Origin of the sequence: Streptomyces sp. NPDC051018, assembly GCF_044456085.1 — a bacterium.
Classification (GTDB): domain Bacteria; phylum Actinomycetota; class Actinomycetes; order Streptomycetales; family Streptomycetaceae; genus Streptomyces.
The window spans coordinates 719402-732407 of record NZ_JBITFN010000001.1 but is presented as its reverse complement, the minus strand read 5'-3'; the positions used below and the strand labels follow the sequence as shown (position 1 = coordinate 732407).

Sequence of the window (13006 nt, the reverse complement as noted above, 5' to 3'; positions counted from 1 at the left end):
TCCGCCGCGGGCGGGTGCCTCACCGGGGCCGCAACGGTGGAGCGACCCCGGGATCGGATCCGGAGCCTCCGCATCCTGTTGTCTCCAACTCGTCACACAGGCCCCAGGAGCCTCAACTTCCCCTAGAGGTCGGGCAGTAGGGGTGTCAAGCGGTAACGCGAAGTGCTGCTGAGAGGTGATTTCTGTGATTGGGTTGCGCAGGCCGTGGTCCTGGCCCGAATATCGCGTGTCGACCCAAGAAATACCCGTGGTCGCGCGGCCGGTGTTCTTGCCCATTGCCTGCAAGCAGTCGGAACCCGGAGTGTGCCCGCCGAACCGCGGTCGGAACACGGCCATGCCGGGGGCGGTGAGGAGCCGCTCGTCCACCGCGTCACGCCCCGTAACCGGCGGCCTGCCGCCAGATGATTTCCTGCCGAGGACCCTCATGTTCAGCCCGCTCAGGCAAGCCGTTGCGTCGGCACCGTGCGTCACAGGCGGTGCCCGCACCGTCGCCTTTTTAGAGCAGGTGGCCTTTTTACGCCTCTCGCCGGGGTCGGGCCGCCGCCTCCCCGCCGCGCCGGGCGGGACGCTCTGATGGCGGCGGCGGCACCCCTGTTCAATCCGGCGGGCTTCGACGTGGAACTGCGTCCTGCCCTCGATGACGTGCGCGCCGGGCGGTGGATAGCGATGCGGGAGCTGCTGCACAACACCAGCACCTGGGCGTCGTGGACCTCGCGCAGCCAGATCCTGGCGGCGGCGGCCGCCGGCGGGGACGCGGTCGAGGCATGGGCCCAGGAGGAGCCGCGCTCCTACCCGGCCCGGATGATGCGCGCCCGGGTCGAGGTACAGCGCGCGCTCAACGCCCACCGGACCGGTGACCGCGACGCGGAGAGCCGTACCGACCGGGCCAGGCTCGCCTGTGAGCACGCCGCGGCCGAGCACCCGGACGATCCCGTTCCGTGGCTGGGTCTGCTGACGCTTGCCCAGGTGGACTCCTCCGACGAGTACCACCGCCGGCCCGAACACCGGATCGCCGCCTGGGAGCCTCCGCTGCCCGCGGGGCCATGGGGGCTGCTCGCCGCCGTACTCAAGCGCGACCGGGGCAGCCGGGAGGCATGGCACCGGCTGCTCCAGGCACTTCAGGCATACGGCCGCAACACATCGGATTTCGCACGCTGGGTGTCCTCCTGGGCCGAGCCCGGCTCCCCGCTCGCGGTGATCCCGCTGTACGTGTACGCGGACATATACCGCGAGCGCCGGGAGAGCGGACAGCTCACCTCGCTGTTCTGGACGACCGCGCCCGTCTCGTACTACACCCGGCACGCACTGGAGCGGTGGTTCCCCCACGCCGATCGCTCGTCCTGGTCTCCGCTCGACCTGAACTACCTTGCACAGGCCCTCTATTCCGGTGGTTTCGGACCGGCGGCCTGTGCCGAGGTATTCCAGGCGATCGGTTCCTGCGCCACCCCGGTGCCCTGGCGCTATGTCGCCGATGCCCCGGACCGGTGGCAGGAGGAGTTCCTTCAGGCCCGTCGACGCTGCCTGAACGACGAATAGGCGCCATCCCTGCGCGGCCCCGCGCCCGGGGCCCCCAGGTATCCACCGTCCGCTTCTTCCGGAGGTTACTTCCGTGGCGAATACGCATAACGGCAAAGCCGTCCCCGATGACGAAGATGTCCTCAGAGGACTCGGCTACCAGCCCGAACTGGCCCGGCGCATGGGCCCGTTCGGGAACTTCGCGCTGAGCTTCTCCATCATCTCGATCCTGTCCGGCTGTATGACCCTCTTCGGCTTCGGACTGATGACCGGCGGTCCGGCGGTCATGCTGTGGGGCTGGGCCTTCGTCGGCCTGATGGTGCTGGCCGTGGGTGCCGCGCTCGCGGAGGTCACCTCGGCCTACCCGGTGTCCGGGGCGCTGTACTACATGGCGAGCAGGCTCGGCGGCCCCCGCTGGGGCTATGTCACGGGCTGGTTCAACCTGCTCGGCCTGCTCGGCGGTATGGCGGGAGGCTGCTACGGCTCCGCGCTGTTCATCGGCGCGTGGCTGAACCTCCAGTGGGGCGTGACGCCGACGCCGGAGAAGACACTCCTGATATTCGGCTGCATACTGCTGCTGCTCGCCGCGCTCAATCTGTTCGGCGTACGGCTGGTCAGCATCCTCAACTCGATCAGCGTCTGGTGGCACCTCGGCGGTGTCGCGGTCATCGTCGGCGCGCTCGCCATCGTGCCGTCGAGCCACCAGTCGGCCGGATTCGTCTTCGGTGAGTTCGCCAACGAGACCGGGTGGAGCAATCCCCTCTACGTGGGTCTGCTGGGCCTGTTGCTGGCCCAGTACACCTTCAGCGGGTACGACGCGTCCGCGCACCTCAGCGAGGAGACCAAACACGCCCAGGTCAGCGCCGCCCGGGGCATCGTCCGCTCCATCTTCCTGTCGTGGGTCGTCGGCTTCATCCTGCTCGCCGGCATGCTGTTCGCCATCCAGGACTACGCGGGCACCATCGGCACCGCGACCGGGGTGCCACCCGCGCAGATCTTCCTGGACGCGCTCGGGGTGAACGCGGCCAAGGCGCTGCTGCTGGTCATCATCATCGCGCAGCTCTTCTGCGCCAACGCGGGACTGGCCTCCGCCTCCCGTATGGTCTTCGCGTTCTCCCGGGACGGCGCCCTGCCGTTCGCCAGCACCTGGCGGCGCCTCAGCTCCCGTACCCGTACTCCGGTGCCCGCCGTGTGGCTCGCGGTCGCCGTGCCGTTCCTGATCGCCCTGCCGTCGCTCTACTCCACGACCGCCTACACCGCCATCGTCTCGATCAACGTCATCGGCATCACTCCCGCCTACGCCATCCCGATCTATCTGAGGCTGCGGGCCGGCAGCGGGTTCATACCGGGCCCGTGGCAGCTGGGCCGCTGGAGCAGACCCATCGGTTGGACGGCCGTGATCTGGGTGGGCTTCGTGACCGTGCTGTTCTGCCTGCCGCCCGTCAGCCCGATCACGACCGCGTCGTTCAACTACGCGCCCGTCGCGCTGCTGTCGGTCCTCGCGCTGGCCGCGATCCTGTGGATGACCCGCGGCAAACGCACCTACGAGATTCCCTACGGAACCAAGGAGGAGCGCGACCAGATGGCGCAGGACCTGGTCTGACCGGCGGTGGGCCCCGCGTCATCGCGGGGCCCGCGGCCCCACCGCCCCCGGTACGCGGCGCGTCGGCGCGTACCGGGGGCGGCGCGTGTCCGGGCGCGGTGCGGGCCCGGGGTGCTGCGGGGGCGGTGCGCGGTGCGGTCCGGCGGTGCTCCGGTTCCGGGCCGCTGTGGAGTGCTCCGGGCCGTACGGGCGTACGCCGGCTCAAGGCCGTGACGCGACCGGCCAGGCCAGGCCCGCGCCCGGCCCCGATGTGCCCCGCTCCCGGCCCTGCCCCGGCGCGCCCCGTGCCCGACCCGGTTCCGGCCGCACACGGCGGGCGGCGTTCAGCCCGCTCCGTACACCGGCGCCGGTTCCGCCGAGCGCGCGAGCAGTTCCCGGGCGGCCTCCCCCGCCCCGGCCGCGCTCCAGCGTCCGCCCCTGTCGGCGGTCGGTCCCCGGCGCCAGCCCTCCATCACCGTGATCCGGCCCGCCTCCGCCTCGAAGATGCGCCCCGTGACACCCGCACTCGCGCCGGAGCCGAGCCAGACGACGAGCGGTGAGACGTCCTCGGGCAGCGCGGTCAGATCCCCGAAGGTCTTCTCGGTCATCCGGGTACGGGCCGCCGGGGCGATGGCGTTGACCTGGGCCCCGTAACGGGCCATCTCCGCCGAGGCGACCAGGGTGAGGCCGATGATCCCGGCCTTGGCCGCCGCGTAGTTGCCCTGGCCCACGCTGCCGAGCAGGCCCGCGCCGGAGGTCGTGTTGACGACCCGGGCCTCGACCGGGCGGCCCGCCTTGGACGCGGCCCGCCAGTGCGCCGCCGCATGCCGGAGCGGGAGGAAATGGCCCTTGAGATGGACGCGGACGACCGCGTCCCAGTCGTCCTCGTCGAGATTGACGAGCATCCGGTCGCGCAGAAAGCCCGCGTTGTTGACCAGGGTGTCCAGCCGCCCGTACGTCTCCAGGGCGGTCGTCACCAGTGAGGCGGCACCCTCGGTGGTGGCGATGTCGCCGCCGTGCGGCACCGCCTCGCCGCCCGCCGCCCGGATCTCGGCCACCACCTCCGCCGCCGGGCTCGTCGACGATCCCCCGCCGTCGAGGCCCGCTCCCAGGTCGTTGACGACGACCTTCGCCCCCTCGGCGGCGAACGCCAGGGCGTGCGCCCGGCCGAGGCCGCGCCCGGCGCCCGTGACCACGACGACCCGTTCCTCGCAGATACCCGTCATCTCCTATGCCTCCTTGTTGGCTGTCGCGGCGTCGAGGAAGGCGGGGCGTTCCCCGCCGCCGTGCACGAGCAGGGACGCGCCGCTGATGTAGGCCGCTCGCGGTGAGGCGAGGAACACGGCCGCGTCCCCGATCTCCGACGGCTCGGCCAGCCGGCCGAGCGGCACCGTGCGGCCGATGGCGGCGACCCCGTCCCCGTCGCCGTAGTGCAGAGCGGCCAGTTCGGTGCGGACCAAGCCGAGGACCAGGGTGTTGACCCGGATCTCGGGGGCCCATTCGACCGCCATGGAGCGGGCCAGGCTCTCCAGTCCCGCCTTCGCCGCCCCGTACGCCGCCGAGCCCGGGGACGGGCGCCCGCCGCTGACGCTGCCGATCATCACGATCGAGCCCTGGGAGGCCCGGAGATGGCGGTGGGCGGCGAGTGAAGCGGTCAGCGGCGCGGTGAGATTGAGTCCGATCACCCGGGCGTGCCGGGCGGGCCCGCCCTCGGCCAGCGGCCGGTAGGGGGTGCCGCCCGCGTTGTTGACCAGGGTGTCCAGCCGGCCGTAACGCTCCGCGACCCGGTCGAAGAACGTCTCCACGGCCTCCGGGTCCCGTAGGTCGAGCGCGATGAAGTCGGCTCCCTCGACCGGGACTTCGGGCTCCCGGCGGGCACAGATCACCACCTTCGCGCCCGCCCGGAGAAAGGCGCGCGCGATGCCCGCGCCGACGCCCCGTGTGCCACCGGTGACGACGGTGACCCTCCCGTCCAGCTCCATGGGCTGCTACCTTCCACCTAACAAATGTTTGGTGGAAAGGTAGCTGATCCTGTCATGGGTGTCTCCACCGCGAGCCCGGCCGAGGGCGTCCGTCTCGTCACGGCCGACTATCCGCCCGTCAACGCCCTTCCCGTCCAGGGCTGGTACGACCTCGCCGACGCGGTCCGCGCGGCCGGGCGCGACCCCGCCGTCCGCTCGGTCGTCCTGGCCGCGGAGGGCCGCGGCTTCAACGCGGGGGTCGACATCAAGGAGTTGCAGCGCGATCCCGGCCAGGACGCGCTGCTCGGCGCCAACCGCGGCTGCTACGAGGCGTTCGCCGCGGTGTACGAGTGCGAGGTGCCGGTCGTCGCCGCGGTCCAGGGATTCTGTCTGGGCGGCGGTATCGGGCTCGCCGGAAACGCCGACGCGATCGTCGCCTCGGAGGACGCCGTCTTCGGACTGCCGGAGCTGGACCGGGGCGCGCTCGGCGCGGCCACCCATCTGGCCCGGCTGGTCCCCCAGCATCTGATGCGGGCGCTCTACTACACCTCGCGGACGGCGACGGCGGCCGAACTGCACCACCACGGCTCGGTCTGGCGGGTCGTCCCGCGCGCCGGCCTCATGGCGGCGGCCCTGGAGCTGGCCGGGGAGATCGCCCGCAAGGACGGCACTCTGATCCGGCTGGCCAAGGCCGCCATCAACGGCATCGACCCGGTCGACGTACGCCGCAGCTACCGCTTCGAGCAGGGCTTCACCTTCGAGGCGAATCTCGCCGGGGTCGCCGCCCGCGTCCGGGACACCTTCGGAAGGAATGAGGGAGAGGGGCCATGACCGACAAGACCATGACCTGCGAGGAGGCCGTCGGCCGGCTGCGCAGCGGGATGACGATCGGGATCGGCGGCTGGGGCTCGCGCCGTAAACCGATGGCCCTGGTGAGAGCGCTGCTCCGGTCCGGGATCACCGATCTCACGGTGATCTCGTACGGCGGTCCCGATGTGGGCCTCCTGGCCGCCGCGGGGCGGATCCGCAAGCTGGTCACCGCGTTCGTCACCCTGGACTCGATCCCCCTCGAACCCCACTACCGGACCGCGCGCCAGCGCGGCGGCTTCGCGCTCACCGAGATCGACGAGGCGATGTTCATGTGGGGACTGCACGCGGCGGCGAACCGGCTGCCGTTCCTGCCCGTGCGGGCCGGCATCGGCTCCGATGTGATGCGCGTCAACCCGGAACTGCGGACGGTCACCTCGCCGTACGGGGACGGCGAGGAGTTCGTCGCCGTACCGGCTCTGCGGATGGACGCCGCACTGGTCCATCTCAACCGCGCCGACCGGTCGGGCAACGGGCAGTACCTCGGCCCGGATCCGTACTTCGACGATCTGTTCTGCGAGGCCGCCGACAGCGCGTATGTCTCCTGTGAGGAGGTGGTCGACGGCTTCACGGGCGCCGTACCCCAGACCCTGCTGGTCAGCCGGCACTCGGTCACCGGGGTCGTCGAGGCCCCGAACGGCGCGCACTTCACCTCCTGTGTGCCCGACTACGACCGGGACGAGGCGTTCCAGAAGATGTACGCGGCCACCCCCTGGGAGGAGTTCGCCGGGCGGTTTCTGCACGGCGACGAGAAGAGCTATCAGGCCGCCGTCCAGACCTGGCGGGAGGAGTCCCGATGAGCGCCGCCGAGGGCGCCGCCGTCTCACGCGCCGAGTACTGCGTCGTCGCCTGCGCCGAGGCGTGGCGCGACAACGGGGAGGTGCTGGCCAGTCCCATGGGGCTGATCCCGTCCGTCGGCGCCCGGCTGGCGAAGCGGACCTTCTCCCCCGATCTCCTGCTCACGGACGGCGAGGCCATGCTGGTCGGGCTCGACGGCCGCCCGGAGGGCTGGCTGCCGTACCGCCGTCATCTGACGATGGTCACCGGCGGGCGGCGGCACGTGATGATGGGCGCGAGCCAGATCGACCGGTACGGCAACCAGAACATCTCCTGCATCGGTGACTGGGAGCGGCCCGCGCGCCAACTGCTCGGGGTGCGGGGCGCGCCCGTCAACACCCTCAACAACCCGGTCAGTTACTGGGTGCCCAAGCACTCGGCGCGGGTGTTCGTGGAGAAGGTCGACATGGTGTGCGGGGTGGGGTACGACAACGCCGCCGCGGCCGGCCCGAGCGCGACCCGGTACCACCGTATCCCCCGGGTCGTGTCCGGCCTCGGCGTCTTCGACTTCGCGACGCCCGACCGCTCGATGCGGCTGGTGTCCCTGTACCCCGGGGTCACGGTCGGGCGGGTGAGGGAGGCCACCGGCTTCGCGCTCACGGTCCCGGACGAGGTGCCGTACACCCGCGAGCCCACCGCGGACGAACTGCGGCTGATCCGCGAGGTGATCGATCCGCGGGGGCTGCGCGAACGGGAGGTCGGGTCCTGATGAGCGAGCTGGAGACCGCGCTGACCCGGCTGACGGGAGTCCGCCACCCGATCGTCCAGACCGGGATGGGGTGGGTCGCTGGCCCCCGGCTGGTGTCCGCCACCGCGAACGCGGGCGCGCTCGGGATCCTCGCCTCGGCGACGATGACCACGGACGAGCTGCGCGCCGCCGTACGCGAGGTGAAGTCCCGTACGGTCGCGCCGTTCGGGGTCAATCTGCGCGCGGACGCGACGGACGCGCGGGAGCGGGTGCGGATCATCGTCGACGAGAGCGTACGGGTGGCCTCCTTCGCGCTGGCCCCCTCTCGTGAGCTGATCGCCGTCCTCAAGGACGCGGGTGTGGTCGTCATCCCGTCGATCGGCGCGCGCCGGCACGCCGAGAAGGTCGCGGCGTGGGGCGCGGACGCGGTGATCGTGCAGGGCGGCGAGGGCGGCGGTCACACCGGCGAGGTGGCGACGACCGTACTGCTGCCGCAGGTGGTGGACGCCGTGGACATCCCGGTCGTCGCGGCCGGGGGCTTCCACGACGGCCGGGGCCTGGTCGCGGCGCTCGCGCTGGGCGCGGCGGGCGTGGCGATGGGCACCCGCTTCCTGCTCACCTCGGACTCGACCGTGCCGGACGCGGTGAAGGCGCGGTATCTGGAGGCGACGGTGAAGGACGTGACGGTGACGACGGCGGTGGACGGGCTGCCGCACCGGATGCTGCGGACGGAACTGGTCAGATCCCTGGAGCGCCACGGCCGCGCCCGGACCCTCCTGCGGTCGGTACGCCACGCGGCGGGCTTCCGGAAACTGTCCGGGCTCTCCTGGTCGGCGATGGTCCGCGACGGCCTCGCGATGAAGCACGGCAAGGATCTGACCTGGGGACAGGTCCTGCTCGCGGCCAATACGCCGATGCTGCTGCGCGCCTCGATGGTCGAGGGGCGCACGGATCTCGGTGTGATGGCCTCGGGCCAGGTGGCCGGGGTGATCGGCGATCTGCCGAGCTGCGCGGAGCTGGTGGAGCGGATGATGAAGGAGGCGTCGGAGGTGGTACGGGGGCTGGGGAGGGTGTGAGGGGGCCGGTCCCCGGGTGGGACTCGGCTCCCGCACTGGGGTGGGCGCCCGGCTCCCAGGGCTCCCGCCCCCGGGGCCGCACCGCGCTCCCCGCCCCCGCGGCCGTCCTCCGGTCCGGGGACTCCCGGTGCTCTGGTGGCTTCTGGTGCTCTGGCGGCTTCTGCTGCTCCGGGGACTCCTGGCTCTCCGGCGACTTCTGGTCCTCCGGTGGCTCCTGGCCCTCCGGTGGCTCCTGGTTCTCGGGCGGCTCCGGCGGGCGGGCTTTCTTCCCGGCGGTGCGGACGGACGGCGACGGGCGGATGCGCCCGCCTCCCGCGATCGCGGGCCCGCGCCGGGGGCGGTGAGCGGTTCGGACATCACCGGGATCGCGTCCCGCTCCGTTTCCGCCGGGCACGGGCCGATGCCCGGGGAGGGTGCGCGCCCGGCGGCTCGGGGCCGGGCCGTCTCTCCGAGGCGCGGCAGCGGACGGGTGTCCCCGGCGGGCGCGGCTCCGGCCGGGGCCGCGTACAGCTCACGGCCCCGCGTCCACGGCCTCATGACCACCGGCACGGCTATTCGGCGTTGGCCAGGATGTCGGTCAGCGCGGCCACCGCGTCCCGGGCGTCGGGACCGGCGGCTCGTACGATCACCGTGCTTCCGGCCGTGGCCCCCAGCCCCATCACACCGAGAACCCCGGTGGGATTGATCGTCCTGCCGTTGAAGTCCAGCTCGATGGTGCTGGAGAACCGACTCGCCTCGCGGGCGAGCCGCCCCGCGGGACGGGCGTGGAGGTTGGCGGGGAGGACCACGGCTGCTTCGTGGCCGGTGGTGCCGGTGGCGTCAGAGCTTGCGGACATGGCGGGCCTCTTCGGCGGAGTGGGCGACGGTGGACAGGTCGGCACCGGATGCGGCGGCGACCACGGCGGCGACGGCCCCTTCGACGAAGGGGGCGTCGACGATGACGACATCGGGGCGGGGGTGGTCTTCCAGGACGGTACGGGTGGTCAGTACGGAACTGCCGAGATCGGGAAGGACCAGGACCCCTCCGCCCCGGTCCGCTTCCTTGATCGCGTCGAGAACGAGGTCATAGCTGGTGCCGATCCTGCCGTCGCCGGTTCCGGCCGCGGTGACGACGGGAACGGCGTCGGAGCCGATCTGCTCCACCAGCAGGCGCAGGCCTGCGGCAAGCTCGGCGCTGTGGGACACGAGTACGATGCCGACGGGTGTGCTCATGAACAGCCACATTAAATCTCGGAACACCGTTCAGCAATACCGAATCGGAGATCTCTATGGTCCAGTCCGTGCACAGGGCAGTGCAGATCTTGCGGGAACTCGCCTCCGGCGGTCCCCGGCTGGGCGTGACCGAGCTGGCCGACCGGCTGGGCGTCGCGAAGCCGACGGTGCACGCACTGCTGCGCACCCTGGAGATCGAGGGCCTGGTCGCCCAGGACCGGGACAGCTCGAAGTACCAGCTGGGACCCAACCTCGTCCAGCTGGGCAACGCCTATCTGGATACGCACGAGTTGCGGACACGATCGCTGACCTGGGCGGCGTCCCTGGCCGACCGCACCAGGGAGGCCGTGTGGGTGGGGCTCCTCACCGGTGACCACGTACTGATCGTCCACCACGCGTTCCGCCCCGAGGGCGCCGTACAGATCCTCGAAGTGGGCGCGAGCATCCCGTGGAACACCTGCGCCCTGGGCAAGGCCATCGCGGCGTCGTCGCCCGCGGCCGTACGCGAGCGGCTGCTCGCCGGGGAGCTGGCGGTGCTCACCGGCACCAGCATGACCGACCGGGAGGCGCTGGCGGGCCATCTGGACGAGGTCCTCAAAGCCGGCTACGCGATCGAGGACCAGGAGTCGGCGATAGGGGACGCGGGCATCGCCTCGCCGGTCTTCGACCGCTCCGGCGCGGTGGCGGGCGCCATCGGCATCGTCGGACCGGCGGAGCGCATGCTGGCCGCGCCGGCGCGCCAGGAACTCGCCGTGGCGGTACGCGAGACCGCCCGCAACCTCTCCCGCGACCTGGGAGCCCCGCGCCGGGGCGCCTACACCCCGGGCACCTAGTGCTGTGGCCGGAAAGGTTTGCCGTGGGCCCGCGGCGTCCGGTGCGGTGCAGCGCAAGGCGGAGGTCCGCAGCTCGTACTCGCCGTACTCGCGCGGTCCGACAACGCAGCTGGGGGTACCTCCGGGCCGCCAGGCCCAGGGGAGCCGTGCAGGGCGTCGCGGGCCGGTGAACGTTTCCGGTCACAGCACTAGAGCGCCCTGTATCGCGCCCCCGTCCGAGACCGGGCATCCGGACGGCCCGGGAACCGCGCCTCTTGACAGGCGGGAAACGTGGGCTTAACTTCCGGAACAACGTTCACCAATGATGAACAATGCCAGGGAGGGTGGATCGTCCGATTCCCCACGGCCGCCGGTTCCGCCCCACGAGGGGGATCCTGTGGCCACTCCCCTTCACCACTCCGGCGGCCCGGCCTCCACGATCCGCGTCACGCGGTGGAGTGTCCGCATCGGCACCGCCACGGGGCACCGCGAGGGTGAACCGCCCCGGCTCCTTTCACCACCGACCCCGTATGCACCGATCATTGAACGGAGACCCCCATGGATATAGACCTCGCCCGGGCGTGGGTGCAGGCCATCGCCGTTGCCGTGGGCCGGCACAAGGATCACCTCACCCAGCTCGACTCGGCGATCGGCGACGCCGACCACGGGACCAATCTGGACCGCGGGTTCACCGCCGCAGCCGTCGCCGTGTCGGACCTCGCCCCCGACACGGTCGGAGCCGTCCTGACCAAGACCGGCACCACCCTCATCTCCACCATCGGGGGCGCCTCGGGACCGCTGTACGGGGGCGCGTTCCGCGCCCTGGGCAAGGCTCTGGACACCCCTGTCGCCGATCCGCTCGCGTTCACCGGGGCACTCGCCGCGGGCCTGGAGAGCATCCAGAAGCTGGGGACGGCCGCCCTCGGCGACAAGACGATGACCGACGCGTACGCGCCCGCCGTGGCCGCCTTCGGGGAACAGGCCCGGCAGGGAGGTGACTTCGCCACCGCGGCGGCCGCGGCCGCCGACGCCGCCGAAGAGGGCATGCGCGCCACCACCCCCTTGCAGGCCCGCAAGGGCCGCGCCTCCTACCTCGGGGCGCGCAGCGTCGGCCACCAGGACCCGGGGGCCACGTCGACCGCCCTGATCTTCCGCGCCCTCGCCGACACGGCGGGGCGTCCGTGACCGACCGCCCTACGGCATCGGGGGCGTACCGTTACCGGCCCGGTACGCCCCTCCGGCGCTCACAGGCTCCGGCGGTCCTGGCGACTCCGGCGACTCCGGCGACTCCGGCGACTCCGGCCGCTCCGGCCGCTCCGGCCGCTGTGGCCGCTGTGGCCGCTGTGGCGGGTCACGGTCGTACGAACTGCCAGGAAGGTTCCCCCGTATGAGTCCGACACTCCGGACGCTCCCGCCCCCGCGGATCGGTCTGGGGCTGGCCGCCGTCGGCCGTCCCGGGTACATCACGCTGGGCCGGGACACGGATCTGCCCTCCGTACGCTCGGCCGAGGCCCTCAAGGCACGGGCCTTCGCCCTGATGGACGCGGCCCATGCCCAGGGCGTGCGCTACTTCGACGCAGCCCGGTCCTACGGACTGGCGGAGACCTACCTCGCCGAGTGGCTGCGGGCCCGTCCCGCCGTCACCGATGTCGTGGTGGGCAGCAAATGGGGCTACACCTACACCGCCGGCTGGCGCACCCGGGCGGAGGTCCATGAGGTCAAGGACCACAGCACGGACGCGTACGACCGCCAGATCGCCGAATCCCGCGCCCTGCTCGGAGGCCGGCTCGACCTGTACCAGATTCACTCCGTCACCCCGGACAGCCCCGCGCTGAGCGACACCGCCCTGCATGAGCGGCTGGCACGACTGGCGGACGAGGGGGTGACCGTCGGACTGTCCACCAGCGGCCCGGGGCAGGCGGACACCATCCGCGCGGCGCTGTCGGTCACCGTGGGCGGAAGGCCGCTGTTCGGCAGCGTCCAGAGCACCTACAACCTGCTGGAGCCCTCCGCGGGCGCCGCTCTCGCCGAAGCGCACGACGCCGGCTGGGCGGTGATCGTCAAGGAAGCCCTGGCCAACGGCCGCCTGGCCGATCCCCATATCGCCCCCGGAATGGACGCTCTGCGCGAGATCGCCGAGCAGGAGGGCGCCTCGTGCGATGCCGTCGCCCTCGCGGCCGTCTCCGCGCGGCCCTGGGCGGACATCGTGCTCTCCGGAGCCGCCACGGTCGACCAGCTCACCAGCAATCTCGCGTCGGCGCGCGTTCAGCTCCCGCCCGACCGGCTGGAGCGGCTCGGCGAGCTGGCCCAGCCGGCGAGCGCCTACTGGGCGCACCGGTCCCGGCTGCCCTGGGCGTAAGCCGCGCTGCCGGGCCCTTCGCACCCTCCTCGCCTCGCCCCCTTCGCGACGGCCTCTTCGCGACGGCCTCTTCGCGGTCGGTGCCGGGGCCGCCGTC

13 protein-coding genes are annotated in these 13006 nt (G+C 72.2%); 9 read left to right on the top strand and 4 right to left on the bottom strand.

Annotated elements, in window-relative coordinates; genetic code table 11:
- Positions 1-573 precede the first annotated feature (573 nt).
- Together ACIBCM_RS02980 and ACIBCM_RS02975 are read left to right on the top strand one after the other, a co-directional pair.
- Positions 574-1536 (top strand): hypothetical protein, encoded by a 963-nt coding sequence (locus ACIBCM_RS02980; protein ID WP_399239453.1) that lies wholly within the window; start codon positions 574-576, stop codon positions 1534-1536.
- Positions 1537-1696: 160 nt separating this feature from the next.
- Complete coding sequence (locus ACIBCM_RS02975; protein WP_399239839.1) at positions 1697-3118, top strand: amino acid permease; 1422 nt, start codon at positions 1697-1699, stop codon at positions 3116-3118.
- A 323-nt stretch (positions 3119-3441) separates the two neighbouring features.
- Here the strand turns inward: ACIBCM_RS02975 and ACIBCM_RS02970 are convergent, their stop codons facing one another.
- Complete coding sequence (locus ACIBCM_RS02970) at positions 3442-4323, bottom strand: SDR family oxidoreductase (RefSeq protein WP_399239451.1); 882 nt, start codon at positions 4321-4323, stop codon at positions 3442-3444.
- A gap of 3 nt (positions 4324-4326) precedes the next feature.
- Positions 4327-5079: an SDR family oxidoreductase gene (locus ACIBCM_RS02965; RefSeq protein ID WP_399239449.1), complete on the bottom strand. Its 753-nt coding sequence runs from the start codon at positions 5077-5079 to the stop codon at positions 4327-4329.
- Positions 5080-5133: 54 nt separating this feature from the next.
- On the opposite strand from ACIBCM_RS02965, the gene ACIBCM_RS02960 reads away from it, so the two are divergent.
- The 4 genes from ACIBCM_RS02960 to ACIBCM_RS02945 are packed head-to-tail and all read left to right on the top strand — an operon-like array spanning position 5134 to position 8526.
- Positions 5134-5889 (top strand): enoyl-CoA hydratase family protein, encoded by a 756-nt coding sequence (locus ACIBCM_RS02960; RefSeq protein ID WP_399239447.1) that lies wholly within the window; start codon positions 5134-5136, stop codon positions 5887-5889.
- Positions 5886-6725: a CoA transferase subunit A gene (locus ACIBCM_RS02955; RefSeq protein ID WP_399239445.1), complete on the top strand. Its 840-nt coding sequence runs from the start codon at positions 5886-5888 to the stop codon at positions 6723-6725. Before ACIBCM_RS02960 ends, ACIBCM_RS02955 begins: the two co-directional genes overlap by 4 nt.
- Entirely contained in the window at positions 6722-7471 is a 750-nt protein-coding gene (locus tag ACIBCM_RS02950; RefSeq protein WP_399239443.1) for a CoA-transferase subunit beta, read from the top strand. Before ACIBCM_RS02955 ends, ACIBCM_RS02950 begins: the two co-directional genes overlap by 4 nt.
- 8 nt (positions 7472-7479) lie before the next feature.
- On the top strand, positions 7480-8526 hold the full coding sequence (locus tag ACIBCM_RS02945; RefSeq protein ID WP_399239837.1) for an NAD(P)H-dependent flavin oxidoreductase: 1047 nt from the start codon (positions 7480-7482) through the stop codon (positions 8524-8526).
- A 551-nt stretch (positions 8527-9077) separates the two neighbouring features.
- On the opposite strand, the gene ACIBCM_RS02940 is transcribed toward ACIBCM_RS02945, so the two are convergent.
- Positions 9078-9362 carry an HPr family phosphocarrier protein gene (locus tag ACIBCM_RS02940; RefSeq protein WP_399239441.1) on the bottom strand — a complete coding sequence of 95 codons (285 nt, stop codon included), beginning with the start codon at positions 9360-9362 and terminating at the stop codon, positions 9078-9080.
- Positions 9346-9738: a dihydroxyacetone kinase phosphoryl donor subunit DhaM gene (gene dhaM, locus ACIBCM_RS02935; RefSeq protein ID WP_399239439.1), complete on the bottom strand. Its 393-nt coding sequence runs from the start codon at positions 9736-9738 to the stop codon at positions 9346-9348. The genes ACIBCM_RS02940 and dhaM overlap by 17 nt, the downstream gene beginning before the upstream one ends.
- Before the next feature lie 68 nt (positions 9739-9806).
- On the opposite strand from dhaM, the gene ACIBCM_RS02930 reads away from it, so the two are divergent.
- The 3 genes from ACIBCM_RS02930 to ACIBCM_RS02920 all read left to right on the top strand — a co-directional run bounded on the left by ACIBCM_RS02930 (position 9807) and on the right by ACIBCM_RS02920 (position 12909).
- The gene (locus ACIBCM_RS02930; RefSeq protein ID WP_399239437.1) at positions 9807-10571 is read left to right on the top strand and encodes an IclR family transcriptional regulator; all 765 of its coding nucleotides are present in this window, start codon (positions 9807-9809) and stop codon (positions 10569-10571) included.
- 537 nt (positions 10572-11108) lie between these two features.
- Positions 11109-11735 carry a dihydroxyacetone kinase subunit DhaL gene (gene dhaL / locus ACIBCM_RS02925; protein WP_399239435.1) on the top strand — a complete coding sequence of 209 codons (627 nt, stop codon included), beginning with the start codon at positions 11109-11111 and terminating at the stop codon, positions 11733-11735.
- Between the two features lie 202 nt (positions 11736-11937).
- Positions 11938-12909 (top strand): aldo/keto reductase, encoded by a 972-nt coding sequence (locus tag ACIBCM_RS02920; protein ID WP_399239433.1) that lies wholly within the window; start codon positions 11938-11940, stop codon positions 12907-12909.
- Positions 12910-13006 lie beyond the last annotated feature (97 nt).

What these genes read in the sequence shown, in the direction of transcription:
- ACIBCM_RS02960 (WP_399239447.1), top strand. Translation starts at nt 5,134, where the DNA reads ATGGGTGTCTCCACCGCGAGCCCGGCCGAGGGCGTCCGTCTCGTCACG.
- ACIBCM_RS02965 (WP_399239449.1), bottom strand. Translation starts at nt 5,079, where the DNA reads ATGGAGCTGGACGGGAGGGTCACCGTCGTCACCGGTGGCACACGGGGC.
- ACIBCM_RS02980 (WP_399239453.1), top strand. Translation starts at nt 574, where the DNA reads ATGGCGGCGGCGGCACCCCTGTTCAATCCGGCGGGCTTCGACGTGGAA.
- ACIBCM_RS02955 (WP_399239445.1), top strand. Translation starts at nt 5,886, where the DNA reads ATGACCGACAAGACCATGACCTGCGAGGAGGCCGTCGGCCGGCTGCGC.
- ACIBCM_RS02920 (WP_399239433.1), top strand. Translation starts at nt 11,938, where the DNA reads ATGAGTCCGACACTCCGGACGCTCCCGCCCCCGCGGATCGGTCTGGGG.
- dhaL (WP_399239435.1), top strand. Translation starts at nt 11,109, where the DNA reads ATGGATATAGACCTCGCCCGGGCGTGGGTGCAGGCCATCGCCGTTGCC.
- dhaM (WP_399239439.1), bottom strand. Translation starts at nt 9,738, where the DNA reads ATGAGCACACCCGTCGGCATCGTACTCGTGTCCCACAGCGCCGAGCTT.
- ACIBCM_RS02950 (WP_399239443.1), top strand. Translation starts at nt 6,722, where the DNA reads ATGAGCGCCGCCGAGGGCGCCGCCGTCTCACGCGCCGAGTACTGCGTC.
- ACIBCM_RS02970 (WP_399239451.1), bottom strand. Translation starts at nt 4,323, where the DNA reads ATGACGGGTATCTGCGAGGAACGGGTCGTCGTGGTCACGGGCGCCGGG.
- ACIBCM_RS02975 (WP_399239839.1), top strand. Translation starts at nt 1,697, where the DNA reads ATGGGCCCGTTCGGGAACTTCGCGCTGAGCTTCTCCATCATCTCGATC.
- ACIBCM_RS02940 (WP_399239441.1), bottom strand. Translation starts at nt 9,362, where the DNA reads ATGTCCGCAAGCTCTGACGCCACCGGCACCACCGGCCACGAAGCAGCC.